24 protein-coding genes and 2 pseudogenes are annotated in these 23,395 nt (G+C 41.8%); 21 read left to right on the top strand and 5 right to left on the bottom strand.

Annotation, left to right across the window (positions count from 1 at the left end; translation table 11 throughout):
* The first annotated feature begins 409 nt into the window (after positions 1-409).
* Entirely contained in the window at positions 410-1,921 is a 1,512-nt protein-coding gene (locus tag SMIDD28_RS08630; protein WP_061425621.1) for an ATP-binding cassette domain-containing protein, read from the top strand.
* Positions 1,922-2,009: 88 nt separating this feature from the next.
* Here the strand turns inward: SMIDD28_RS08630 and thrS are convergent, their stop codons facing one another.
* The 3 genes and pseudogenes from thrS to SMIDD28_RS12320 form a co-directional block, all read right to left on the bottom strand.
* Positions 2,010-3,953: a threonine--tRNA ligase gene (thrS, locus tag SMIDD28_RS08625; protein ID WP_061425620.1), complete on the bottom strand. Its 1,944-nt coding sequence runs from the start codon at positions 3,951-3,953 to the stop codon at positions 2,010-2,012.
* Positions 3,954-3,994: 41 nt separating this feature from the next.
* Positions 3,995-4,203 (bottom strand): annotated as a pseudogene (locus tag SMIDD28_RS12525) (hypothetical protein).
* Between the two features lie 73 nt (positions 4,204-4,276).
* A pseudogene (locus tag SMIDD28_RS12320) lies at positions 4,277-4,650 on the bottom strand (hypothetical protein).
* Between the two features lie 204 nt (positions 4,651-4,854).
* Here SMIDD28_RS12320 and rpsO point away from each other — a divergent pair.
* The 5 genes from rpsO (at position 4,855) to SMIDD28_RS08595 (ending at position 9,272) form a co-directional block, all read left to right on the top strand.
* Positions 4,855-5,124 carry a 30S ribosomal protein S15 gene (gene rpsO, locus SMIDD28_RS08615; protein ID WP_001018251.1) on the top strand — a complete coding sequence of 90 codons (270 nt, stop codon included), beginning with the start codon at positions 4,855-4,857 and terminating at the stop codon, positions 5,122-5,124.
* Between the two features lie 641 nt (positions 5,125-5,765).
* Complete coding sequence (locus SMIDD28_RS08610) at positions 5,766-6,812, top strand: FecCD family ABC transporter permease (RefSeq protein WP_061425619.1); 1,047 nt, start codon at positions 5,766-5,768, stop codon at positions 6,810-6,812.
* A gap of 1 nt (position 6,813) precedes the next feature.
* Positions 6,814-7,569 (top strand): ABC transporter ATP-binding protein, encoded by a 756-nt coding sequence (locus SMIDD28_RS08605; protein WP_061425618.1) that lies wholly within the window; start codon positions 6,814-6,816, stop codon positions 7,567-7,569.
* 19 nt (positions 7,570-7,588) lie between these two features.
* Positions 7,589-8,599, top strand: a complete 1,011-nt coding sequence (locus tag SMIDD28_RS08600; RefSeq protein ID WP_061425617.1) for an ABC transporter substrate-binding protein — start codon at positions 7,589-7,591, stop codon at positions 8,597-8,599.
* Positions 8,580-9,272: an alpha/beta hydrolase-fold protein gene (locus SMIDD28_RS08595; protein ID WP_061425616.1), complete on the top strand. Its 693-nt coding sequence runs from the start codon at positions 8,580-8,582 to the stop codon at positions 9,270-9,272. The genes SMIDD28_RS08600 and SMIDD28_RS08595 overlap by 20 nt, the downstream gene beginning before the upstream one ends.
* 43 nt (positions 9,273-9,315) lie before the next feature.
* On the opposite strand, the gene SMIDD28_RS08590 is transcribed toward SMIDD28_RS08595, so the two are convergent.
* Positions 9,316-10,065, bottom strand: a complete 750-nt coding sequence (locus SMIDD28_RS08590; protein WP_061425615.1) for a lysophospholipid acyltransferase family protein — start codon at positions 10,063-10,065, stop codon at positions 9,316-9,318.
* Between the two features lie 132 nt (positions 10,066-10,197).
* On the opposite strand from SMIDD28_RS08590, the gene SMIDD28_RS08585 reads away from it, so the two are divergent.
* The 7 genes from SMIDD28_RS08585 (at position 10,198) to SMIDD28_RS08560 (ending at position 17,499) form a co-directional block, all read left to right on the top strand.
* The gene (locus SMIDD28_RS08585; RefSeq protein WP_061425734.1) at positions 10,198-12,534 is read left to right on the top strand and encodes a cation-translocating P-type ATPase; all 2,337 of its coding nucleotides are present in this window, start codon (positions 10,198-10,200) and stop codon (positions 12,532-12,534) included.
* A gap of 101 nt (positions 12,535-12,635) precedes the next feature.
* Positions 12,636-13,313 (top strand): tRNA (adenine(22)-N(1))-methyltransferase, encoded by a 678-nt coding sequence (locus SMIDD28_RS08580; RefSeq protein WP_061425614.1) that lies wholly within the window; start codon positions 12,636-12,638, stop codon positions 13,311-13,313.
* The gene (locus tag SMIDD28_RS08575) at positions 13,300-14,097 is read left to right on the top strand and encodes a Nif3-like dinuclear metal center hexameric protein (protein ID WP_061425613.1); all 798 of its coding nucleotides are present in this window, start codon (positions 13,300-13,302) and stop codon (positions 14,095-14,097) included. Before SMIDD28_RS08580 ends, SMIDD28_RS08575 begins: the two co-directional genes overlap by 14 nt.
* Before the next feature lie 16 nt (positions 14,098-14,113).
* Positions 14,114-15,217, top strand: a complete 1,104-nt coding sequence (locus SMIDD28_RS08570; RefSeq protein ID WP_061425612.1) for an NAD(P)/FAD-dependent oxidoreductase — start codon at positions 14,114-14,116, stop codon at positions 15,215-15,217.
* A gap of 6 nt (positions 15,218-15,223) precedes the next feature.
* Positions 15,224-15,382: a hypothetical protein gene (locus SMIDD28_RS12315; protein ID WP_231075178.1), complete on the top strand. Its 159-nt coding sequence runs from the start codon at positions 15,224-15,226 to the stop codon at positions 15,380-15,382.
* 130 nt (positions 15,383-15,512) lie between these two features.
* Positions 15,513-16,532 carry a UDP-glucose 4-epimerase GalE gene (galE, locus tag SMIDD28_RS08565; RefSeq protein ID WP_024057477.1) on the top strand — a complete coding sequence of 340 codons (1,020 nt, stop codon included), beginning with the start codon at positions 15,513-15,515 and terminating at the stop codon, positions 16,530-16,532.
* 1 nt (position 16,533) lies between these two features.
* Positions 16,534-17,499, top strand: coding sequence for a glycosyltransferase family 2 protein (locus SMIDD28_RS08560; protein WP_061425733.1), 966 nt, complete (start codon positions 16,534-16,536; stop codon positions 17,497-17,499).
* Between the two features lie 50 nt (positions 17,500-17,549).
* Here SMIDD28_RS08560 and SMIDD28_RS11350 read toward each other — a convergent pair whose 3' ends face one another.
* Positions 17,550-17,756 (bottom strand): ferredoxin, encoded by a 207-nt coding sequence (locus SMIDD28_RS11350; RefSeq protein ID WP_001824692.1) that lies wholly within the window; start codon positions 17,754-17,756, stop codon positions 17,550-17,552.
* Between the two features lie 50 nt (positions 17,757-17,806).
* Here SMIDD28_RS11350 and SMIDD28_RS08555 point away from each other — a divergent pair, with 50 nt between their 5' ends.
* The 8 genes from SMIDD28_RS08555 (at position 17,807) to SMIDD28_RS08520 (ending at position 23,385) form a co-directional block, all read left to right on the top strand.
* Positions 17,807-18,280: an SAG1386/EF1546 family surface-associated protein gene (locus tag SMIDD28_RS08555; protein ID WP_061425611.1), complete on the top strand. Its 474-nt coding sequence runs from the start codon at positions 17,807-17,809 to the stop codon at positions 18,278-18,280.
* An 8-nt stretch (positions 18,281-18,288) separates the two neighbouring features.
* A complete protein-coding gene (cmk, locus tag SMIDD28_RS08550) occupies positions 18,289-18,960 on the top strand; it encodes a (d)CMP kinase (protein WP_061425610.1) in 672 nt (223 codons plus the stop codon).
* A gap of 130 nt (positions 18,961-19,090) precedes the next feature.
* Complete coding sequence (locus SMIDD28_RS08545) at positions 19,091-19,429, top strand: zinc ribbon domain-containing protein YjdM (protein WP_061425609.1); 339 nt, start codon at positions 19,091-19,093, stop codon at positions 19,427-19,429.
* Positions 19,430-19,431: 2 nt separating this feature from the next.
* Positions 19,432-20,061 (top strand): Pr6Pr family membrane protein, encoded by a 630-nt coding sequence (locus SMIDD28_RS08540; protein WP_061425608.1) that lies wholly within the window; start codon positions 19,432-19,434, stop codon positions 20,059-20,061.
* 121 nt (positions 20,062-20,182) lie between these two features.
* Positions 20,183-21,334 carry an MFS transporter gene (locus SMIDD28_RS08535; protein WP_061425607.1) on the top strand — a complete coding sequence of 384 codons (1,152 nt, stop codon included), beginning with the start codon at positions 20,183-20,185 and terminating at the stop codon, positions 21,332-21,334.
* 99 nt (positions 21,335-21,433) lie between these two features.
* Complete coding sequence (truA, locus tag SMIDD28_RS08530) at positions 21,434-22,183, top strand: tRNA pseudouridine(38-40) synthase TruA (protein ID WP_061425606.1); 750 nt, start codon at positions 21,434-21,436, stop codon at positions 22,181-22,183.
* A complete protein-coding gene (locus SMIDD28_RS08525; protein WP_061425605.1) occupies positions 22,173-22,946 on the top strand; it encodes a bifunctional hydroxymethylpyrimidine kinase/phosphomethylpyrimidine kinase in 774 nt (257 codons plus the stop codon). The genes truA and SMIDD28_RS08525 overlap by 11 nt, the downstream gene beginning before the upstream one ends.
* Positions 22,924-23,385 carry an ECF transporter S component gene (locus SMIDD28_RS08520; protein ID WP_061425604.1) on the top strand — a complete coding sequence of 154 codons (462 nt, stop codon included), beginning with the start codon at positions 22,924-22,926 and terminating at the stop codon, positions 23,383-23,385. Before SMIDD28_RS08525 ends, SMIDD28_RS08520 begins: the two co-directional genes overlap by 23 nt.
* Positions 23,386-23,395: the final 10 nt, after the last annotated feature.

The raw sequence follows: 23,395 nt of genomic DNA, 5'->3' as shown, positions 1-23,395 counted from the left end.
TGAACCAGTTTTTAATTTCTAAATGTTATAATAGTTTTATCAAGTAAAAGGAGACTGCCATGATTGGAGACAATATAAAATTCTTACGAAAATCACATAATCTGATATAACCAGAATTTTCACGGATTGTGGGTGTGTCACGAAATAGCCTAAATCGTTAGAAAAACTGAAAAAGCTTACTTTCAATAGAAGTATTGGAAATATTCATTTTACATCTATCAAAGAAACATGGGATAGACCTATATTTTACAAAATAGCAAATTATATTTTGAATGATAGTAAAAACGGCAGTACTTGTGTGATTTACAATTATTGCACTCAATGTCCGAGTATCGCACTATCTGAAATAGGGAATAGTAGAGATTGTTCTGCGATATGTAAAAAAACGCATTAGCAAGGAGTATCGTATATGCTACCATATCTTAAAACTATTAGATGGTATCTCTTCTTTAATTTTCTTTTTGGTGTAGTATCGAATATCTGCACAGCTTTGTTACCGTATTTCACGCAGGCATTAATCAAAGGGGATTATCAAGTAGCTCTATATGGTTACTCTATGTCAGTGGCAGGTTATTTGAGTTGTAACTATATCCAAATGATACTTGATTGGAAGCAGGGGATTATCTTTTCGACTACTTTGAAAAATGAGTGGTTTCGTTCACTTCTGGGACTCAGTCACCACGATTTCAAGCAGAAAGCAGTAGCAGAGTATATTTCCTATCAATCTAATGACCTAGATTCGTTGGAAAAGGATTACCTTCCTCCATTGATGAGTTTTATCAAACAAATTTTACGTATCATCATTTACGCTTTCATTATTAGCAGAACAATTAATCCTATTGTATCACTGATTTTAATCTTTTCCACTGGAATTAGTATTCAAATTCCTAAAATCGTTGGGAAGTTGACCGCTAATCGTAGACAGGTTTACTTGAAAAAACAAGGAGATTACTATCGAACTTTGGAGGATTTGCTCATGGGACATCATTTGGTAAATAAACTAACTATGTCGCATTTTTTGAATCAACAAAAGAGTTCTCTAAAGAATTTGCAGGATAAGTATTTTAAGTATGGTTTGACAAAAATTACAGGCATCTTATTGACAGGTGTTTCTTTTGAATTCATTAGTCTTGTTCTGTTTATTTATTTAGCCTACTCTCTATCTCACCAGCAACTCGGTATTCCTGAGGTGGTGGCGAGTTTCGGATATATTAATGCTTTTTCTGAACCAATACAGGAAATCCTTTATGATTTACAAATGTTAGAGTCCGTAAAGCCTGTAATCAAGAGTTTTCAAAACATTGTTGGGAGCCCCGTTTCAGTTCAAGCACCTCAACATTCTTTTGATACGATTACTTTGAAAAACATTTCCAAACAACTGGGAGAATCAAAATTGATAATTACTTCCGCTACGATTCAAAAAGGGGATAAAATTGCGCTTATTGGTAAGAATGGGTCTGGAAAAAGTAGTCTGCTCAACATTTTAAATGGAACAGATGAAGATTTTGAAGGACAAATTGTGCTAGATGAGCTTGTTTTGGACCATCTTTGGGGAAGATTCGGTATGATTCTGCAACAAGAACATACATTTATTTCGAGTTATGAAAATAATGTAACGCTATTCAATAGTTTCAATGAAAAATTCAGAGAAGAAGATTTTGAAAAAATTCCACCACAATCCCTGTCAGGTGGTCAGCAACAACGAATGTATTTAAATCGTGAGAAAAATCGTAAAAATCCATTGCTTATCCTAGACGAACCTTTTTCTGCCTTGGATACTAATCAGTTTAAAATGGAATTGGAAAGAGTTCTGGAACTACCAAGTGCCGTCATTGTTACTTTACATCGCCAAAACGAATTATTAAGTAAGTTTGACCAAGTTTGGGAAATTAAGAATGGAGAACTTGTAATTTTGAAATAGCTAAATTATAAAGAATAAAACGCATAGTATCAAGGTTCACACCTGATATTATGCGTTTTTTTGATTTTAAAGACTTTTTACTTGGTTCTTATTTCTCAACGCGTGATTTGTTGGCGATATCAGCTAGGATAGTTTGAACAAAGTCATCAACTGAGACAGTTTGTGTTTCTTTTTGGCCGTAGCGACGAACGTTGACTGTTCCGTCTTCCATTTCCTTGTCTCCAACAATCAATTGGTAAGGAATCTTGCTTGTTTGTGACGCACGGATCTTGAACTGCATTTTTTCATTGCGCTCATCTACGTCTGCACGGACACCGCGGTCACGGAGTTTCTTCGCCACTTCCCAAGCGTAGTCCACGTGTTTTTCGTTAGATACTGGGATGAGGGTTACTTGGTGTGGTGCAAGCCATGTTGGGAAGGCACCCTTGTAGTTTTCAATCAAGATAGCAGTGAAGCGTTCCATAGTTGAGATAACCCCACGGTGAATCATAACTGGACGGTGTTCTTCGCCATCAGCTCCGATGTATTTAAGGTCGAAACGTTCTGGAAGTAAGAAGTCAAGCTGGATAGTAGAAAGGGTTTCTTCTTTGCCAAGAGCAGTCTTAACCTGGATATCCAGTTTTGGTCCGTAGAAGGCTGCTTCCCCTTCAGCTTCGTAGTATTCAACACCCATGTCGTCAACGGCTGCTTTCAACATGCGTTGAGCATTTTCCCACATTTCGTCATTGTCAAAGTATTTATGTTTATCTGCAGGGTCACGATAAGATAGACGGAAGCGATAATCCGTCAAGTTGAAATCTTCATAGACATCGATAATCAATTGAAGGATTTTCTTGAATTCATCTTCAATTTGTTCTGGAGCAACGAAGGTATGTCCGTCGTTCAGTGACATTTCACGCACACGTTGAAGACCTGTAAGAGCACCTGATTTTTCGTAACGGTGCATCATACCGATTTCAGCGATACGGATTGGCAATTCACGATAAGAATGGACGTGATGTTTGTAGACTTCGATGTGGTGTGGACAGTTCATTGGACGAAGGACAAATTCTTCCCCATCTCCCATATCCATTGGAGGGAACATATCTTCACGGTAGTGGTCCCAGTGACCTGAAGTTTTATACAATTCAACAGAAGCGATTGGTGGTGTGTATACGTGTTGGTAGCCCGCAGCGACTTCCTTGTCAACGATATAGCGTTCGAGGATACGGCGAATTGTTGCACCGTTTGGCAACCAGAATGGAAGTCCTTGACCAACCTCTTGAGAAATCATAAAGAGGTCAAGCTCTTTACCAAGCTTACGGTGGTCACGTTCCTTAGCTTCTTCACGCATTTGAAGGTAGTTTTTCAAGTCTTTCTTGTCAAACCAAGCTGTACCATAGATACGTTGCATCATAGCGTTGTCGCTATTTCCACGCCAGTAAGCACCAGCTACATGGAGAAGGTGGAAGATTTGGATACGACCTGTTGAAGGGACGTGTGGGCCACGGCAAAGGTCTACATATTCACCCTGACGGTAGATGGTCAAACCACCTTCGTCTTCTGAGTGTTCTTCAATCAATTCCAACTTGTAAGGGTCATTTTTGAAGATTTCACGTGCCTCGTCTTTAGTAACTTCTTCACGGATTGATGGGAAGTTTTCTTTGACAATTTTTTGCATTTCTTCTTCGATATGAGGAAGGTCTTCGTTAGAGATTTGACCAGCTGTGTTGTCAGTATCGTAGTAGAAACCATCTTCGATGGCTGGACCAACTCCCAAGTGAATGTCTGGGAAAAGGCGACGAGCGGCTTGGGCAAACAAGTGAGCAGCTGAGTGACGCAAGATTGGAAGGGCATCTTCGTGATCAGGTGTCACGATTTCAATGCTTCCATCTTCAGTGATAGCACGAGTAGTGTCTATGAGTTTGCCGTTGAATTTACCAGCCAAGGCCTTTTTAGCTAGGGAATTGCTGATAGATTGGGCAATTTCAAAAGTTGTAACGCCAGATTCGAATTCACGAACAGCGCCATCTGGGAAAGTAATGTTAATCATGATTTTCTCCTTACTTATATTATTGACGAATGTGTTAAGCCCTATTTGGAAAACAGGGATAGAGAATTATGAAAGCTAGAAAAACAAAAAGCGACATCCTCGAAAGGACGTCGCAACGTGGTTCCACCTTCATTTATGTACCTCAAAAGAGAGGGACACCTCTGATTGGCTCTAACGTGGCCACCGTTTTATGTTTTCATAAAAAACTCAAGAGTAGTATCAGTTTAGGCTCTCTATGCGTTTCCAGCAACCACGCACTCTCTAGTAGAAAGGGACTAAGTGACTTGTCTCTATGGATTATTATAGCATGATTGTGAGATTTTTCAAGGATTTTGTGAAAGTTTTTTGTTTTTCATTTTTGTAGAATATGCTTGATGCCAATACCGGAAGCCATGCCCACCAGAGCCAAGGTTTCATAGATTAGCAAGTAAATTAGTATAAACTCACCAAAGGTTATGATAGTAAAGCAAAAGAGCAGTCCGTTACCAATTAACCACCAAAGTGAAAAACGGAAACGGTAGCTATAAAGTAGCGATACAATCAAGATTACCAGAGGTGTAAAGAAGAGAATATTATTTACGTAGAGACTCTTGAGAAAAAGGGGGTCAGAAATAATTAGTGATAACAACTGATAAAGTGGCCAATAAAAGAAAAATATGACCAGATAGTAGGGGAGATGGGAATAGAATCTAGGCATGATAATCACCTCGTTTTAAAAAACAGACAACTTAGATTTCTTGCTATGATTATTATAGCATATTTAAAACAAGAAAGTAAATCTGTTGACAAAGAAGTTAGTTATTGGTAGAATAGTGAATGTCGTAAAGACAAATAACTTCTTCTTGGTTACAGGCATGCCAACCTGTCACTCGGATGAAGCCAAATAAAAAGGAGAAACATCATGGCAATCTCAAAAGAGAAAAAAAATGAAATCATCGCACAATATGCACGTCACGAAGGTGATACAGGTTCAGTAGAGGTTCAAGTTGCTGTCCTTACTTGGGAAATCAACCACCTTAACGAACACATCAAACAACACAAAAAAGACCACGCTACTTACCGTGGATTGATGAAAAAAATCGGTCGCCGTCGTAACTTGCTTGCATACTTGCGTAAAAACGACGTTAACCGTTACCGTGAGTTAATCAACTCTCTAGGACTTCGTCGTTAATTCAAGATACAAAGGCCGTCAAAAGCACAAAGCAAAAATAGGAAAATTGACGAAGAAACTTCAGTTTCTAGGAGATTTTATCTTTTTTGCCAAGTGCTTAGGCCGTGTTCAATTGAGCATATCTTGATAATGAAGCTACTCTAAATTGGGTAGCTTTTTTACTTTTGTTACCTTACTTCGATATACTCAAGTATAATCTTCGGTTACAGTTCCTAGCACTGTAAGGTAAAATAAACCAGAATGATCTCCCTTCGGGGAGATTTTTTTGTTTCACTAAAAATTTTGTACAATCTTCGGCTTACCGCCTAGTCTATAAACGGTTTATCCAGCAAGAATTATGATGCTAAGGGCGTAAGAAATCCGTATGAAAATAGGGAAAGGACACCGTGTTCGATGAACGCAAGGAGTTTTATCTTTTTAACTAGGATTTTAGCCCTAGCTCAAATTATCTTTCGGACTTCAGAGGGCTTTTTACGTTGGCACCTTACCTCGATATATTCAAGTATAATCTTCGGTTACGGTTCCTAGCACAATAAAACCAACTATATTCATTTATTCTCATCTTGTTACACAGTTGAAAATATGGTATACTTTTCATGAGAATTTTCTAAATTTTTAAGATTCTATCAAAGGAGGTTTGCATGCTTTCCAAATTTTCTGGAAGCCGACAAGACCAGCAATTTGTGTTACTTTTAGTTATTTTGCTAGGTATTTTAGGGATTTCTCTCTTTCTAGCAGTTTCAATGGGATCTGTTGCGATTGATCTAGGAGATACCTATCGGATTATTTTGAGCAGGTTGGGATTTCCTCTTGAGATAGGAGAGGTTTCCAAGTCCACTCTTGCCATTGTATGGAACATGAGATTCCCTCGAGTATTGTTAGGTCTGATAGTAGGGGCTGGACTTTCTATGTGTGGTAGCGTGATGCAGTCTACAGTGAACAATCCCATCGCAGAGCCTTATGTCTTAGGAATATCTGCGGGTGCAACTCTAGGGGCAACCTTGAGCATCATTCTTGATTTAAAAGTGATGATTAGCCTTGGAGCTTTTCTTGGAGCTATTTTGGCAACAATTGCTGTTCTCATCATTGCCTCTATGCAGGGAAGGATGACAACTTCCAGTCTGATCTTATCGGGAACGGTGGTCAACGCTCTCTTTCTGGCCTTTTCAAACTTTATTATCTCAGTTGGAGCTAATGCGGACAGTGTGATGACCATTAAGTTTTGGACAATGGGTTCGCTCGCTGGGACTTCCTGGGCAGACTTGGTCCTGCCAACTATAGTAGTAGGAATAGCCTTTCTATTTTTCTCTACTCAGTATCGTGTTTTCAATGCGATGATGATGGGAGATGAGGCTGCTTTAACTTTGGGGATTCCCTTACGTTTTTATTGGTATCTTTATGTGACCATGGTGGCTGTGCTGACAGCAGTCTTAGTGGCAACCTGTGGGATTATTGGATTTGTCGGTCTTATTACTCCACATTTAGCTCGAGGGCTAGTAGGAACGAATTACAATAGGCTTTTTCCTGTTGCAACCTTGCTAGGTGCCTTTTTTGTCATTTGGGCAGACGTACTCTCTCGTATCATCATTCCAAACGCAGAGCTTCCTATTGGTATTTTCACAGCCTTAGTAGGTGCTCCCTTCTTTATCTACATTGTTGGAGGTAGGCGAAGGGAGGTGAGGGTCTGATATGGACTTGATTTGTCAGGATGTCCACTTTGGACTGGGAGAGAAAAAAATCCTCAAGGGAGTTTCTCTTAAGGTTGAAGGGCATCAATTTCACACGATACTAGGACCAAATGGAAGCGGGAAAACCAGTCTACTTAAACTCCTCTATCGTCAGGAAAAGGCGGACAAAGGCTTGATAAGCCTAGATGGAAAGCCGCTGGAGCATTGGTCACTCAAAGAAACAGCCAAGCAAATGGCAGTTGTGACCCAGTTTAATCAATTGCAGTTTGATTGTACAGTTGAGGAAATCGTCTTGCTGGGAAGAACTCCCCACCTCTCTTTTTTACAGAAGGAAAGGGAAAGGGATTATGCGCTTGTTCAAGATGCCCTCGTTAAGGTGGATATGCTTGAGAAGAAAACTCGTCTCTATTCGTCCCTGTCGGGGGGAGAGAAACAGCGAGTCTTACTAGCCCGCGCCTTGGCGCAAGAACCGACTCTCTTGCTCTTGGACGAACCAACCAATCACCTGGATATCAGGTATCAGCTAGACTTGTTGGCCATTGTGAAAAATCTCAAGGTTAATGTTCTAGCTGTCCTGCATGATATTCAACTTGCTTGTCGCTATTCGGATTATCTCTATCTGATGAAAGAGGGAGAAATCCTTTACCAAGGGACTCCAAAGGAGACCATCACCCCTGAGTCATTGCAAACTGTATACGGAGTTCAAAGTCAGGTGACTTGGACCGAGGACCAGCAAGCCATGATTCACTATTTATAAGAATGAAAAGGAAAACAAGATGAAAAAAACACTAAGCATTTTACTCGTAACAGTAGCTACCTTAACCATAGCAGCTTGTGGTAACACTACTACAGAAAAAGCTACCACACAATCTAGCATAGAAACAAGTCAAAAGGCGAGCACAGAGACGACTTATCCACTAACGGTCAAAACCTATGACGCGAAAGGGAATGAAGTCGAACAAGTCTTTGACAAGGCACCTGAAAAAGTTATCACCAACAATCTTTCAACCACTGAAATCTTATTGGAGTTGGGGTTGAAGGATAAAATTGTTGGCATGCTCAATCCAGACAATGCTGTGACGGACAAATACAAGGACGCGATTGCGACGATTCCCCAAATTGGGGATAAAAAAACAGTCTCACAAGAGACAATCCTTTCTTATGAGCCAGACGCTGTGATGGGTCGAAACATGATGTTTTCTGAAAAATCCTTGGGGACAGTTAGCACTTGGAATGAAAACAAAATCCCAGTTTATACGCAAAAAGCTTCTCTCTCAACGATTCAGCAAGATTTGGGGAATATCGTAGAAGATGTCAAAAATCTTGGAATGATTTTTAATGTTCAGGATAAGGCTAATGAATACGCAGCCCAATTACAAACTAAAATTGACGCTGTTAAGAAAGCAAATTCAGCAAGCCAAGGTGAAAAGAAAAAGGCATTGATTATGGTTGCTTATAATGATGAAACCTTCGGTGCCTACAAGTCTGCCTTGCAAGAAAGTTTGCTGAACCAACTTGGTTATACAAACGTTGCTACGGGGACATCAGGCTTGACTTTGGAAAATCTCGTGTCAATGGATCCTGAATTGATTATCTATGTAACCAGCGACCGCAATAAAAAATTGGATGAAAAAGCAGTAGAGTTGATGAAGGCAAATGCTGTTTTGGAAAGCGTTCCTGCTATTAAGAATCAAAAAATCATGACCATCTCTTACGATGAATTGATGGACTATGGTCCAGCAGTGATTGATTCCCTTGAGAAAATCAATGACTTTATCAATAAATAATGAGTTTGATTGGGAAGGAATTCAAGTTAAAATCAGCCTTCCCTCTAACTACGACCCCAATCAAACCTATCCGGCTATTTTATTGAATGATGGAAACTTGGATTTCCTATCGTCCCTTTCCGAATCTGTGATTTTAGTGGGCTTGACATCTAAAAATCGCCTAGATGATTACACTCCCTGGAAGGCAGCTGCTCTGAGAGATGGAGCTCCAGATTTTGGAGGTCAGGCCAACGTCTATCATGATCATTTATTTGGAGGTCTTTTAGACAAGTTGCAGTCACTTTATCGCCTGGACGAAACTCGCCTTGCTTATGGAGGCTACTCACTAGGTGGTTTGGCGGCAGTCTACAGTCTTTTCAGCTTTGACAAGGTTTCCTGTGTCTTCTCCATCTGCGGTTCCTTTTGGTATCCTGATTTTGTGACTTATTGCAAGGAAGAAAATGTGGAAAATTTGGACTGTTTGCTGTATTTACAGAACGGTCAAACAGAAGGAGCACGCCATACTAATCGCTTGGCTCAAGCACCAGTCTATGCTGAGCAGATCCATGCCAGTCTTCAGAAATGCTATCCGAACGGTCTGTTTGTCTTTGATCCTTATGGACACCATGAACAAGTAGCTGAGCGATTTTTAGCCTTTTCCAGCTGGTTGGCTCAAAAATGGAAAATCGAATAAAAGATTTATCCCTTGGCTTTTGCCAAGGGATTATTGTATTTATTTAACCAAGTTTTTCTCTTTTCTTATCTGGATTCCAGATGAAGCTCGCGATAAAGCTAAAGATGATAGTTAGGATAGCGAGGATAATGGCAAGGATGAGGGCAGGGATGCGGATAAACCACCAGAGTGGGTTTGGTTTTTTATCATTGTGCCATTGTTTGGTTTCTTGGTCCAGACGTTGAAATTCTGCTTGGATGCGATTGGCGACTGTTTCAATGCCGTCATCATTCATTTTCTTGATATCTGAGATATCGATTGGATTTCCAAAGTTCATATCGACACGTTCACGGCTAACTAAGCCCTTCAAGGTCATAGGACCTGTGTAGGTAACCGGCATGATACGGACCTTGGCCATTTTGGCAATCAGAGCTACGCCACCCTTGACATCGTTTGAGTGGCGGCTCCCACTTGGAAACATGATGAGAGAGCGGTCACTTTTTTTGAGAACATTGATAGGGTATTTGATGGCTGAGGCGCTAGGATTTTCACGGTCGATAGGAAAGGCACCACACATGCGAATCCACCAGCCAAAGATACGGTTGGTAAAGAGTTCTTTTTTGGCCATAAAGATAAACTGTTTTGGCTTGGTCGCAAAGGCCATGTAAACAGGATCCCACCAGGTACGGTGAGGCGCAACTAAAATATAATTTTCATCTTGATTAGGAATTTTATCAGTATTATGATAGTGGGCATTGCCATTGATGGACCATAGGAGCAAGACAACCAATCCACGTAAATAAGTATAAAACATGCGATCTCCTTCGATTCTTTTCTTGTTATTATTATACCTTATCAAAGGAGGGCTGGCAAACTTTTCCCTTGACTAGGTGCATATTTGGGATGAGATTAGAATTCTTTTAGAAAAAATGATATGATAGAATTTATGGATAAAAATAAGATTATGGGATTAACCCAAAGAGAAGTTAAGGAAAGACAGGCTAAGAGCTTGGTCAATGATTTTACTGCTTCGGCCAGTACCAGTACTTGGCAAATCGTTAAACGAAATGTCTTTACCCTTTTTAACGCTTTGAACTTTGTCATTGCTTTGGCCCTTGCCTTTGTGCAGGCTTGGAGCAATCTGGTCTTCTTTGCCGTTATCTGTTTTAACGCTTTTTCTGGGATTGTGACCGAGTTGCGGGCCAAACACATGGTGGACAAGCTCAATCTCATGACCAAGGAAAAGGTCAAGACTATTCGTGATGGCCAAGAAGTGGCTCTGAATTCGGAAGAATTGGTGCTGGGAGATGTCATTCGTCTGTCTGCTGGAGAGCAGATTCCCAGTGATGCCTTGGTTTTGGAAGGCTTTGCGGAGGTTAATGAAGCCATGTTGACTGGAGAAAGCGATTTGGTGCAAAAGGAAGTGGACGCCTTGCTTTTGTCAGGAAGTTTCCTAGCTAGTGGGTCAGTTTTAGCTCGTGTCCATCATGTCGGTGCAGACAACTATGCTGCCAAACTCATGCTGGAAGCCAAGACCGTTAAACCAATCAACTCTCGTATCATGAAATCGCTGGACAAGCTAGCTGGTTTTACTGGGAAGATTATCATTCCTTTTGGTCTGGCTCTCTTGCTAGAAGCCTTGCTTTTAAAAGGCCTGCCTCTCAAGTCATCCGTTGTAAATTCGTCGACAGCCCTACTGGGAATGTTGCCCAAGGGAATTGCCCTTTTGACCATTACTTCGCTTTTGACTGCGGTGATTAAGTTGGGCTTGAAAAAGGTCTTGGTGCAGGAGATGTACTCTGTTGAGACCTTGGCACGCGTGGATATGCTCTGTCTGGACAAGACGGGTACCATCACCCAAGGAAAGATGCAGGTAGAGGCTGTCCTTCCACTGACGGAAACTTATGGTGAAGAGGCTATTGCTAGCATCATGACCAGCTACATAGCTCATAGTGAGGATAAAAATCCAACAGCTCAAGCTATTCGCCAGCGATTCCAAGGTCAGGTAGCCTATCCTATGATTTCCAATCTCCCCTTCTCAAGCGACCGCAAGTGGGGTGCCATGGAGTTAGAAGGCTTGGGAACAGTTTTCTTAGGGGCGCCTGAGATGTTGCTGGATTTTGAGGTCCCCGAAGCCAGAGAGGCCTTGGAGAGAGGGTCACGTGTCTTGGTTTTGGCTTTCAGTCAGGAGAAATTAGACCATCACAAACCACAGAAACCATCTGATATTCAGGCTCTAGCCTTGCTGGAAATCTTGGACCCCATTCGGGAGGGAGCGGCAGAGACGCTGGACTATCTCCGTTCTCAGGAAGTGAGCCTCAAGATTATCTCTGGTGACAATCCAGTTACGGTGTCTAGCATTGCCCAGAAGGCTGGCTTTGCGGACTATGACAGTTATGTAGATTGCTCGAAAATTACGGATGAGGAATTGGTTGCTATGGCTGAGGAGACAGCTATTTTCGGACGTGTTTCCCCTCATCAAAAGAAACTCATCATCCAAACACTGAAAAAAGCGGGGCATACAACAGCTATGACAGGGGATGGAGTTAATGATATCCTGGCCCTTCGTGAGGCGGATTGTTCTATCGTGATGGCTGAGGGAGATCCTGCGACTCGTCAGATTGCCAATTTGGTTCTTTTGAACTCAGATTTTAATGATGTTCCTGAGATTCTCTTTGAAGGTCGTCGCGTGGTTAATAACATTGCCCATATCGCCCCGATTTTCTTGATAAAGACCATCTATTCTTTCTTGCTCGCAGTTATCTGTATCGCCAGTGCTCTTCTGGGACGGTCTGAATGGATCTTGATTTTCCCCTTCATTCCGATCCAGATTACCATGATTGACCAGTTCGTGGAAGGTTTCCCACCATTCGTTCTGACTTTTGAGCGAAATATCAAACCTGTCGAGCCAAACTTCCTCAGAAGATCCATGCTTCGTGCTCTACCAAGTGCTCTCATGGTTGTGTTCAGCGTTCTTTTCGTGAAAATATTTGGCACGAGTCAAGGCTGGTCTGAATTAGAAATCTCAACTCTACTCTATTATCTCCTTGGGTCTATCGGTTTCTTATCCGTATTTAGAGCCTGCATGCCATTTACCTTATGGCGTGTCCTCTTGATTGTTTGGTCAGTAGGAGGCTTCCTAGCCACAGCTCTCTTCCCAAGAATTCAAAAACTGCTTGAAATTTCGACCTTGACTGGACAAACGATACCTGTGTATGGGGTCATGATGTTGGTCTTTACCGTGATTTTCATCCTGACTAATCGCTATCAAACCAGAAAATAAAGAAAGGCTGCAATCTGTGGATTGCGGTTTTTTTAGGTACAAGATTGCCAGCTGAAATGTGGTATAATAAGAGGTAATAGAGTTTTGGAAAGTGAGAGAAGATGATTTCAAAGAGATTAGAATTAGTGGCTTCCTTTGTGCCACAGGGAGCCATTTTGCTAGATGTGGGGAGTGATCATGCTTATCTGCCTATCGACTTGGTCGAAAGAGGACAAATCAAAAGTGCCATTGCAGGTGAGGTGGTGGAAGGTCCCTACCAATCTGCAGTCAAAAATGTTGAGGCTCACGGTCTAAAGGAAAAAATCCAAGTCCGTTTAGCAAATGGCTTGGCAGCCTTTGAAGAGGCAGACCAAGTGTCTGTCATTACCATTGCTGGTATGGGTGGTCGTTTGATTGCTAGGATTTTAGAAGAAGGCTTGGACAAGTTAGCTAATGTAGAACGATTGATCCTTCAGCCCAATAATCGTGAAGACGACTTGCGCATTTGGTTGCAAGACAATGGTTTTCAGATTGTAGCAGAAAACATCCTAGAAGAAGCTGGCAAGTTTTACGAGATTTTGGTGGTGGAAGCAGGTCAAATGAAGCTATCAGCCAGTGATGTTCGCTTTGGACCTTTCTTGTGCAAAGAGGTCAGTCCAGTCTTTGTCCAAAAATGGCAAAAAGAAGCTGTTAAGCTAGAGTTTGCCCTCGGACAAATCCCAGACAAAAATCTGGAGGAACGTCAAGTTCTAGTAGATAAGATTCAAGCCATCAAGGAGGTACTCCATGTTAGCAAGTGAAGTGATTAATGCGTATGAAGCCTTTTGCCCTCAGGAATTTTCCATGGAGGGAGATAGTCGTGGTCTGCAAATTGGTACTTTGGACAAGGATATCCAAAGTGTCATGGTGGCTCTCGATATTCGTGAAGAAACGGTGGCTGAAGCCATTGAAAAGGGTGTGGACTTGATTATTGTCAAGCACGCGCCGATTTTCCGTCCTATCAAGGATTTGGTAGCTAGCCGTCCACAAAATCAGATTTACATTGATCTCATCAAGCATGACATCGCAGTTTATGTCAGCCATACCAATATTGACATCGTTGAAAGTGGCCTCAATGATTGGTTCTGTCAGATGCTAGGTATCGAGGAAACGACTTATCTACAGGAGACATGTCCTGAACGTGGGATTGGACGTATTGGAAATATTCGGCCTCAGACATTTGGGGAATTGGCCCAACATGTCAAGCAAGTCTTTGGTTTAAATAGCCTTCGATTGGTGCATTATCAAGAGAGTGATTTGCAGAAACCTATTTCAAGAGTGGCCATCTGTGGTGGGAGCGGGCAGTCTTTCTATAAGGATGCTTTAGCTAAGGGAGCTGATGTCTATATCACTGGTGACATCTACTACCACACTGCCCAGGATATGTTGTCTGATGGCTTGTTGGCATTGGATCCAGGTCACTATATCGAAGTGCTTTTTGTGGAAAAAATCGCAGAGCTTCTTAATCAATGGAAAGAGGAAAAAGGCTGGGAACTAGAGATTTTACCTAGTCAAGCATCGACCAATCCTTTCCACCATATCTAGTTAGAAAGTGAAAACAATGAAAAAAGTTGCCATTATCGGAGCAGGGATTGTAGGTGCAACAGCTGCCTACTACCTCTCTAAAGAAAGTGACCTAGAGGTGACCGTTTTTGACCATGGACAGGGGCAAGCCACCAAGGCAGCAGCTGGAATTATCAGTCCTTGGTTTTCCAAACGCCGCAATAAAGCTTGGTACAAAATGGCGCGCTTAGGGGCTGACTTTTATGTGGATTTGTTGGCTGATTTAGAAAAGTCAGGGCAAGAAATCGACTTTTACCAACGTTCGGGAGTCTTTCTCCTGAAAAAGGATGAAACTAAGTTGGAAGAACTCTATCAACTAGCCCTCCAGCGTAGAGAAGAATCTCCCTTGATAGGGCAATTAGCCATTCTGGACCAAGCATCAGCTAACGAATTATTCCCTGGTTTGCAGGGATTTGACCGTCTGCTCTATGCTTCTGGTGGAGCGAGAGTAGATGGCAAACTTTTAGTGACTCGTTTGCTGGAAGCTAGTCAAGTCAAGCTGGTCAAAGAAAAAGTGAGTCTGACACCTTTAGCATCAGGTTACCAGATTGGTGAAGAAGTGTTTGATCAGGTTATTTTGGCGACGGGAGCTTGGTTGGGATACCTGTTAGAGCCTTTAGGTTATGAAGTAGATGTTCGTCCCCAAAAAGGACAACTCCGAGATTATCAGCTGGCCCAAGATATGGAAGCTTATCCTGTTGTTATGCCAGAAGGGGAGTGGGATTTGATTCCTTTTGCAGGTGGGAAATTGTCCTTAGGTGCTACTCATGAAAATGATATGGGATTTGATTTGACGGTAGATGAAACCTTGCTCCAGCAAATGGAGGAGGCAGCCTTGCCTCACTATCCAGTTTTAGCTAGAGCGACTTCAAGAGCTGAGCGTGTGGGAATCCGTGCCTATACCAGTGATTTCTCTCCTTTCTTTGGGCAGGTGCCAGAATTGGCAGGTGTCTATGCAGCCAGTGGCCTAGGTTCATCGGGCCTCACAATTGGTCCTATCATTGGTTACCATCTAGCTCAACTGATCCAAGACAAGGAGTTGACTTTGGACCCTCTAAACTACCCAATTGAAAACTATGTCAAACGACTAAAAAGCGAATAATACTCAATGAAAATCAAAGAACAAACTAGGAAACTAGCCGCGGGCTGCTCAAAGCACTGCTTTGAGGTTGTGGATAGAACAGACGAAGTCAGCTCAAAACACTGTTTTGAGGTTGTGGATAGAACTGACGAAGTCAGTAACATATATACGGCAAGGCGAAGCTGACGTTGTTTGAAGAGATTTTCGAAGAGTATAGGAATTTTACTGAAATTTTAGCCTCCCTTCTAGGATAGCAAATGACATTCCCTATCAAAAATGGTAAAATAAGAAAAAATCCGAGAATCGAGGAAAAAAGATGCAAGAAAAGATTTTGGTAACGGGTGGAGCTGGTTTTATCGGAACTCACACTGTTATTGAGTTAATCCAAGCAGGCCATCAAGTCGTTGTGGTGGATAACCTTGTCAACAGCAACCGTAAAAGTTTAGAAGTTGTTGAGAGAATTACAGGAGTTGAAGTGCCGTTCTATGAGGCTGATATCCGTGATACAGATACTCTTCGTGATATTTTCAAGCAAGAAGAACCAACAGGTGTCATTCACTTTGCTGGTTTGAAGGCTGTTGGCGAATCAACCCGTATCCCACTTGCTTATTATGACAACAATATCGCTGGAACTGTTAGTCTTTTGAAGGTCATGGAAGAAAACAACTGTAAAAACATCATTTTCAGTTCCTCTGCGACAGTTTACGGAGATCCTCATACAGTGCCCATCTTGGAAGATTTCCCACTTTCAGTGACCAATCCATACGGTCGTACCAAACTCATGTTAGAGGAAATTTTGACGGATATCTACAAGGCAGACTCAGAATGGAATGTTGTCTTGCTTCGTTACTTTAACCCAATCGGAGCCCATGAGAGTGGAGATTTGGGAGAAAATCCAAACGGTATTCCAAACAATCTCTTGCCATATGTGACGCAAGTAGCCGTTGGAAAACTAGAACAAGTGCAAGTGTTTGGAGACGATTACGATACGGAAGATGGAACTGGTGTTCGTGACTATATCCACGTTGTTGACTTGGCTAAAGGTCACGTTGCAGCTCTGAAAAAAATCCAAAAAGGTTCAGGACTTAACGTTTACAACCTTGGAACAGGTAAAGGCTATTCTGTTCTTGAAATTATCCAAAATATGGAAAAAGCAGTGGGACGTCCAATTCCTTACCGCATCGTAGACCGTCGCCCAGGGGATATCGCAGCCTGCTATTCAGATCCTGCAAAAGCCAAAGCAGAATTAGGCTGGGAAGCAGAATTAGGCATCACCCAAATGTGTGAAGACGCATGGCGTTGGCAAAGCAAGCATCCAAATGGATTTGAAGACTAAGATGGTGATGTCAATCATTGTCCCCTGTTTAAACGAAGAGGAAGTACTTCCTCTTTTTTATCAGGCTCTGGAAGCTTTACTTCCAGATTTGGAAACAGAAATCGAGTATGTTTTTGTCGATGATGGATCGAGCGATGGGACCTTGGAACTCTTAAAGGCCTATCGAGAACAAAATCCGGCAGTGCATTATATTTCTTTCTCACGAAATTTTGGCAAAGAAGCAGCCCTCTATGCAGGCTTGCAATATGCGACAGGAGATCTGGTGGTGGTAATGGATGCAGACCTCCAGGATCCTCCTAGTATGTTGCTTGAGATGAAAAACTTACTAGACCAAAATGAAGATTTGGACTGCGTAGGAACACGGAGAACCAGTCGGGAGGGAGAACCAGTTTTACGTAGTCTCTGCGCTAATCTCTTTTATCGCCTTATGAAAAAAATCAGCCCAGTAGCCCTACCGTCAGGTGTCCGTGATTTTCGCATGATGAGACGGTCTGTGGTCGATGCCATTTTATCCTTGACCGAGTCTAATCGTTTTTCAAAGGGCCTCTTTGCTTGGGTCGGCTTTAAAACCCACTATCTGGACTATCCAAATGTTGAAAGGCAGGCTGGTAAGACCAGTTGGAGTTTTAGGCAACTCTTTTTCTACTCCATTGAAGGGATTGTTAATTTTTCAGATTTTCCCTTGATTATCGCCTTTGCGGCTGGTCTCCTATCTTGTTTCATTTCTCTGCTAATGACCTTTTTTGTTGTGGTTCGAACTCTCATTTTGGGCAATCCGACATCAGGTTGGACCTCTCTGATGGCTGTCATTCTCTTTCTTGGAGGCATTCAACTCTTGACCATTGGGATTCTCGGTAAGTACATCAGTAAGATTTATTTAGAGACTAAAAAAAGACCACTTTATCTTATCAAAGAAAAAAGTGACCTTCCTGATTTTACAGAAAAAAATAGAGAGAAAAGACTATAATTTTACATGGAAATGTGCTAAACTAGAGGGAGTGGATTATCGCCATTGATTTAGGCTTCCTGGTTTCTGATCAGGGCGCGAGTTGGGCAATTTTTAACAGCCTCTAAGACGTCCTGACTAGGAGAAATTTCTTTTTCCAGCTGGTCAGGATCATCGTAAAAACGCACGATTCCATTATCGTGGTAATCAAATAAATCAGAATAAGTTTGGCAAAGTCCACAGGCGATACATCGTTCGGGTATAAGTGTGATTTTCATGTTCATATTTATATTGTAATAAGAAAAGTAAAAAAAACAAGGAGTAGGGTATGGAAAAAGAACCGTGGCAAGAAGATATTTATGATCAAGAAGAATCAAGGGCAGAGCGTCGTAAGAGAACTCAAGGCAGAGATGTAGTGGCCAATCGTGTCTTGACGATTTTAGCTAGTATTTTCTTCGTGATTGTAGTCGTGATGATTATTGTTCTTATCTATCTATCAACGGGGGGGAGTAATCGCACGGCAGCCTTGAAAGATTTTCATGATTCAGATGCAAGTGTAGTACAAGTCTCATCTTCAAGCAGTTCTCAGCCTGAGCAAAGTTCAGAGCCAGAATCTACTTCTAGTAGTTCAGAAGAAGCTACTAATCCTGAAGGAACGATTAAAGTTCTCGCAGGAGAAGGGGAAGCAGCTATTGCAGCTCGTGCTGGAATCTCCATTGCTCAGTTAGAGGCCTTGAATCCTGGGCATATGGCTACAGGATCTTGGTTTGCTAATCCAGGTGATGTTGTCAAAATAAAATAGGAGTTGATATGAAAACTATTCAAATTGCTATTGACGGCCCTGCTTCAAGTGGTAAGAGTACGGTCGCAAAGATTATTGCCAAGGATTTTGGATACACCTACCTAGATACAGGTGCCATGTATCGTGCGGCGACCTATATGGCTCTCCAAAACCAGTTAGGAGTAGAAGAAGTCGAAGCCCTTCTAGCCTTATTGGCCCAGCATCCAATTAGTTTTGGGCGTTCAGAAACTGGAGAGCAGCTTGTCTTTGTAGGAGATGTGGATATTACCCATCCTATCCGTGAAAATGAAGTGACCAATCATGTTTCTGCTATTGCAGCAATTCCTCAAGTGCGTGAGAAACTAGTTTCTCTCCAACAAGAAATCGCCCAACAAGGCGGGATTGTCATGGATGGTCGCGATATTGGGACTGTTGTATTGCCACAAGCAGAATTGAAAATTTTCCTAGTAGCTTCGGTAGATGAAAGAGCAGAGCGTCGTTACAAGGAAAATGTTGCCAAGGGAATTGAAACAGACCTTGAAACTCTAAAAGAGGAAATTGCTGCGCGTGACTACAAGGATAGTCATCGTGAGACTTCACCTCTCAAACAAGCAGAGGACGCTGTCTACCTTGATACAACTGGTTTGAACATTCAAGAAGTAGTTGAAAAAATCAAAGCAGAAGCTGAAAAAAGAATGTAAATGTAGAAAAGCCGATAGATGGATATCGGTTTTTTTCTAAATTTGTCAAAATGCTGATTTTAGGGTATAATAGTTGCTGTTCGAGAAATTTTGATTTTCAAAGAATAGTGAATGATGATAAGGAGAAACCATGAACAACCTACCAAATTGCCCACAATGTAACTCAGAGTATGTCTACGAAGACGGTGCCCTACTGGTTTGCCCAGAGTGTGCTTATGAGTGGAATCCTGCTGAGGTTACAGATGTAGAAGAGGGTCTTGTTGCTATCGATGCCAACGGAAATAAATTGGCTGACGGTGATATAGTCACTCTAATCAAGGACTTGAAAGTAAAAGGTGCGCCAAAAGATTTGAAACAAGGGACGCGCGTGAAAAATATCCGTATCGTAGAAGGCGACCACAATATCGACTGTAAGATTGATGGTTTTGGTGCCATGAAACTTAAATCAGAGTTTGTGAAGAAAATTTAAACATGTCAAAGAACTACAAACTTACATTTTATAGCCGTATCTTCTTGTTTCTAGCGGCTTTTACGGGAGTTTATCTTGAAATCGCCAAGCATGGTGGATTTGGGATGCTGCTCTATTATACGGTTCTGTCCAACCTCTTGGTAACTATTTTTACCCTTTATCTTCTAAAGGTTATGAGCCGTTTAGGTGAAAACTGGCAAAGGCCAAGTCTCTTGCGTCTAAAAGGTGGAGTCACCATGAGTATCATGATTACCTGTGTGATTTACCATTTCCTCTTAGCGCCTATTGCGACTAATTTCTATACCCTAGAAAATTTCCTTTGTCACTATATCGTTCCCCTCTGGTTTTTAGCAGATACCCTCTTTTTTGACAAACAGGGTCAATACAAGATTTGGGATCCAATTGTGTGGACGATTTTACCCTTGCTTTATATGATTTTTGCTCTTTTTAATGGCTTGGTACTGAAACTTGATGTTCCTAATTCTAAGGTCAGTCCCTTCCCTTACTTCTTTTTGAATGTGAACAAGGGGTGGGATGTCGTGTTCAAGTGGTGTCTGATTATCTTTGTTGCCTATATGGTGGCAGGATTTATCTTCTACTTTATCAAGCAAATCAAGAGAAAGTCATCCTAAGACACAAGGGATTCATTTTCGAGTTTAAGAAGGAGTCTATACACTAAAGAGGCTTCTTCTTTTCTTGCTTGTTTGATAACTATCAAAAAAGTAGATTAAGAGAAATATAGAAAGAGATTTCATGAAACAATTTTTAGAACGGGCCAGTATTTTGGCTCTCTCCCTCGTTTTGATTACCTCCTTTTCCATCTCGAGTGCCCTGCCAGCCATGTTTGACTATTATCAAGGTTATCCTAAGGAACAAATTGAGCTCTTGGCGAGCTTGCCATCCTTTGGGATCATGATTATGTTACTACTAAATGGTTTCTTAGAAAAAATATTTCCTGAGCGATTACAGATTAGTTTGGGATTGCTGATTTTATCACTGAGTGGAACGGCTCCCTTCTGGTATCAAGCCTACCCCTTTGTCTTTGGAACACGGATTCTTTTTGGTTTAGGAGTTGGGATGATCAATGCCAAGGCTATTTCGATTATCAGTGAACGCTATCAAGGAAAAATGCGAATTCAGATGTTAGGGCTACGCGGTTCTGCAGAGGTTGTTGGGGCTTCTCTCATTACCTTGGCAGTCGGCCAGTTGTTGGCCTTTGGTTGGACAGCTACCTTCCTAGCCTATAGTGCTGGATTTTTGGTGCTGACCCTTTATCTGCTCTTTGTCCCTTATGGAAAAGAAAAGAAAGAAGTCAAGAAAAAAACGAAGGAAGCAAGTCGTTTAACTCGGGAAATGAAAGGCTTGATTTTTATCCTAGCTATAGAAGCAGCAGTGGTAGTTTGTACCAATACGGCTATTACTATCCGTATTCCAAGTTTGATGGTGGAAAGAGGACTTGGAGATGCCCGGTTATCTAGTTTTGTTCTTAGTGTCATGCAGTTGATTGGGATTGTGGCTGGGTTGAGTTTCTCTTTCTTGATTTCTATCTTTAAAGAGAAACTGCTCCTCTGGTCAGGTATTACCTTTGGCTTAGGGCAAATTGTGATTGCCTTGTCTCCATCCTTGTGGGTGGTAGTGGCAGGAAGCATTCTGGCTGGTTTTGCCTACAGTGTAGCCTTGACGACGATCTTTCAACTTGTCTCTGAAAGAATTCCAGCTAAACTCCTCAATCAAGCCACTTCATTTGCAGTTTTAGGCTGTAGTTTCGGAGCCTTTACGACTCCATTCGTTCTAGGTGCGATTGGCTTACTAACTCACAATGGGATGTTGGTCTTTGCTATCTTAGGATCTTGGTTAATTGTAACCTCTATCTTTGTCATGTACCTACTTCAAAAGAGAGCTTAGGATTGTTTTCCTAAGTTTTTCTTTTTGGAAATATTGTACCCAGACACTATTTGATTTAGGACCTTGTTTACAGACTAATTTCTTGATAAAATAGAAGTTATGACGAGATATAAAGCAACTATTTCCTATGATGGTTACGCCTTTGCTGGTTTTCAGCGCCAGCCCCATGCGCGTAGCGTTCAGGAAGAAATTGAAAAAACCTTGACCAGGTTAAATAAAGGGCAAGCCATTACTGTTCACGGTGCTGGTAGGACAGATAGTGGGGTTCATGCTTTGGGACAGGTGATTCATTTTGACTTGCCCTATCAAATGGATGAGGAGAAGCTCCGTTTTGCTCTAGACACTCAGTCCCCTGAAGATATTGATGTGATTTCGATTGAGCTTGTGGCGGATGATTTTCATTGCCGTTATGCTAAACATAGCAAGACCTATGAGTTTATTGTGGATAGAGGACGTCCCAAAAATCCTATTCACCGTCATTATGCCACTCACTTTCCCTACAAACTCGATGTGGAACGCATGCAGATTGCAATCAAAAAGCTAGAAGGAACCCACGATTTCACAGGCTTTACAGCCTCTGGAACCAGTGTGGAAGACAAGGTTCGCACTATTACCGAAGCTAGTCTTAGGGTTGATGAGACAGGACAATTTTTGACCTTTACCTTTTCAGGAAATGGTTTCTTGTATAAGCAGATTCGTAATATGGTGGGGACACTGCTCAAAATCGGAAATAATCGAATGCCAGTAGAGCAGATTGATCTGATCTTGGAGAAAAAGGACAGGCAACTTGCAGGTCCCACTGCAGCACCTAATGGTTTGTATTTAAAGGAGATTCGTTATGAAGAATAATCGTATTTTAGCACTTTCAGGAAATGATATTTTTAGTGGTGGTGGTTTGTCCGCTGATTTGGCTACCTATACCTTGAACGGCTTGCATGGCTTTGTAGCAGTGACTTGTTTGACAGCCTTGACGGAAAAGGGCTTTGAAGTCTTTCCAACTGACGATACCATTTTTCAACATGAATTAGATAGCTTGCGTGATGTGGAGTTTGGGGGAATTAAGATTGGTCTTCTTCCTACTGTCAGTGTGGCTGAGAAGGCCTTGGACTTTATCAAGCAATGCCCAGGAGTGCCTGTGGTATTGGATCCTGTCTTGGTCTGCAAGGAAACGCACGATGTAGCTGTAAGTGAGCTCTGCCAAGAGTTGATTCGCTTTTTCCCTTATGTCAGTGTGATTACGCCTAATCTTCCTGAAGCAGAATTACTAGCAGATCAAGAGATTAAAACCCTTGAAGACATGAAAACTGCAGCTCAGAAATTGCATGACTTAGGCGCGCCAGCAGTCATTATCAAGGGAGGCAATCGCCTTAGTCAGGACAAGGCTGTGGATGTCTTTTATGATGGACAAAACTTTACAGTCCTAGAAAATCCAGTTATCCAAGGCCAAAATGCTGGTGCAGGTTGTACCTTTGCCTCCAGCATTGCCAGTCACTTGGTTAAAGGTGATGAACTTTTGCCAGCAGTAGAAAGCTCTAAGGCTTTCGTTTACCGTGCCATTGCACAAGCAGATCAGTATGGAGTAAGACAATATGAAGCAAAGCAAAACAACTAAAATCGCCCTTGTATCCCTATTAACCGCCCTCTCTGTGGTTCTAGGTTATTTCTTAAAAATTCCAACACCGACAGGCATTCTAACACTCTTAGATGCAGGTGTCTTCTTTACGGCCTTCTACTTTGGTAGTCGTGAAGGGGCTGTAGTCGGAGGACTGGCAGGTTTCTTGATTGACCTCTTATCAGGCTATCCTCAGTGGATGTTCTTTAGCTTGGTCAACCATGGCTTGCAGGGATTTTTCGCAGGATTTAAAGGAAAAACTCAGTGGTTAGGCCTTATCTTAGCAACGATTGCCATGGTAGGGGGTTACGCCTTGGGTTCTACATTGATGAATGGCTGGGCTGCAGCCCTACCAGAAATCCTACCAAATTTCATGCAAAATATGGTAGGAATGATTGTAGGGTTTATTATTAGTCAAAGTATCAAGAAGATTAAGTAAAGAGGATGTG

The sequence above is a fragment of the Streptococcus mitis genome (genome assembly GCF_001579045.1).
GTDB classification, from domain to species: Bacteria; Bacillota; Bacilli; order Lactobacillales; family Streptococcaceae; genus Streptococcus; species Streptococcus mitis_D.
The sequence above is the reverse complement of the archived record's forward strand: the minus strand, read 5'-3'. Positions and strand labels throughout refer to the sequence as shown.

Bases quoted from the DNA above. Each gene is read 5' to 3' on its own strand.
- thrS (WP_061425620.1), bottom strand. From the start codon at position 3,953: ATGATTAACATTACTTTCCCAGATGGCGCTGTTCGTGAATTCGAATCT.
- cmk (WP_061425610.1), top strand. From the start codon at position 18,289: ATGAAAACTATTCAAATTGCTATTGACGGCCCTGCTTCAAGTGGTAAG.
- SMIDD28_RS08595 (WP_061425616.1), top strand. From the start codon at position 8,580: ATGACTTTATCAATAAATAATGAGTTTGATTGGGAAGGAATTCAAGTT.
- SMIDD28_RS08600 (WP_061425617.1), top strand. From the start codon at position 7,589: ATGAAAAAAACACTAAGCATTTTACTCGTAACAGTAGCTACCTTAACC.
- galE (WP_024057477.1), top strand. From the start codon at position 15,513: ATGCAAGAAAAGATTTTGGTAACGGGTGGAGCTGGTTTTATCGGAACT.
- SMIDD28_RS08610 (WP_061425619.1), top strand. From the start codon at position 5,766: ATGCTTTCCAAATTTTCTGGAAGCCGACAAGACCAGCAATTTGTGTTA.
- SMIDD28_RS08540 (WP_061425608.1), top strand. From the start codon at position 19,432: ATGTCAAAGAACTACAAACTTACATTTTATAGCCGTATCTTCTTGTTT.
- truA (WP_061425606.1), top strand. From the start codon at position 21,434: ATGACGAGATATAAAGCAACTATTTCCTATGATGGTTACGCCTTTGCT.
- SMIDD28_RS08545 (WP_061425609.1), top strand. From the start codon at position 19,091: ATGAACAACCTACCAAATTGCCCACAATGTAACTCAGAGTATGTCTAC.
- SMIDD28_RS08630 (WP_061425621.1), top strand. From the start codon at position 410: ATGCTACCATATCTTAAAACTATTAGATGGTATCTCTTCTTTAATTTT.
- SMIDD28_RS08535 (WP_061425607.1), top strand. From the start codon at position 20,183: ATGAAACAATTTTTAGAACGGGCCAGTATTTTGGCTCTCTCCCTCGTT.
- SMIDD28_RS08605 (WP_061425618.1), top strand. From the start codon at position 6,814: ATGGACTTGATTTGTCAGGATGTCCACTTTGGACTGGGAGAGAAAAAA.
- SMIDD28_RS08525 (WP_061425605.1), top strand. From the start codon at position 22,173: ATGAAGAATAATCGTATTTTAGCACTTTCAGGAAATGATATTTTTAGT.
- SMIDD28_RS11350 (WP_001824692.1), bottom strand. From the start codon at position 17,756: ATGAAAATCACACTTATACCCGAACGATGTATCGCCTGTGGACTTTGC.
- SMIDD28_RS08590 (WP_061425615.1), bottom strand. From the start codon at position 10,065: ATGTTTTATACTTATTTACGTGGATTGGTTGTCTTGCTCCTATGGTCC.
- SMIDD28_RS08560 (WP_061425733.1), top strand. From the start codon at position 16,534: ATGGTGATGTCAATCATTGTCCCCTGTTTAAACGAAGAGGAAGTACTT.
- SMIDD28_RS08575 (WP_061425613.1), top strand. From the start codon at position 13,300: ATGTTAGCAAGTGAAGTGATTAATGCGTATGAAGCCTTTTGCCCTCAG.
- SMIDD28_RS08570 (WP_061425612.1), top strand. From the start codon at position 14,114: ATGAAAAAAGTTGCCATTATCGGAGCAGGGATTGTAGGTGCAACAGCT.
- rpsO (WP_001018251.1), top strand. From the start codon at position 4,855: ATGGCAATCTCAAAAGAGAAAAAAAATGAAATCATCGCACAATATGCA.
- SMIDD28_RS08520 (WP_061425604.1), top strand. From the start codon at position 22,924: ATGAAGCAAAGCAAAACAACTAAAATCGCCCTTGTATCCCTATTAACC.
- SMIDD28_RS08580 (WP_061425614.1), top strand. From the start codon at position 12,636: ATGATTTCAAAGAGATTAGAATTAGTGGCTTCCTTTGTGCCACAGGGA.
- SMIDD28_RS08555 (WP_061425611.1), top strand. From the start codon at position 17,807: ATGGAAAAAGAACCGTGGCAAGAAGATATTTATGATCAAGAAGAATCA.
- SMIDD28_RS12315 (WP_231075178.1), top strand. From the start codon at position 15,224: ATGAAAATCAAAGAACAAACTAGGAAACTAGCCGCGGGCTGCTCAAAG.
- SMIDD28_RS08585 (WP_061425734.1), top strand. From the start codon at position 10,198: ATGGATAAAAATAAGATTATGGGATTAACCCAAAGAGAAGTTAAGGAA.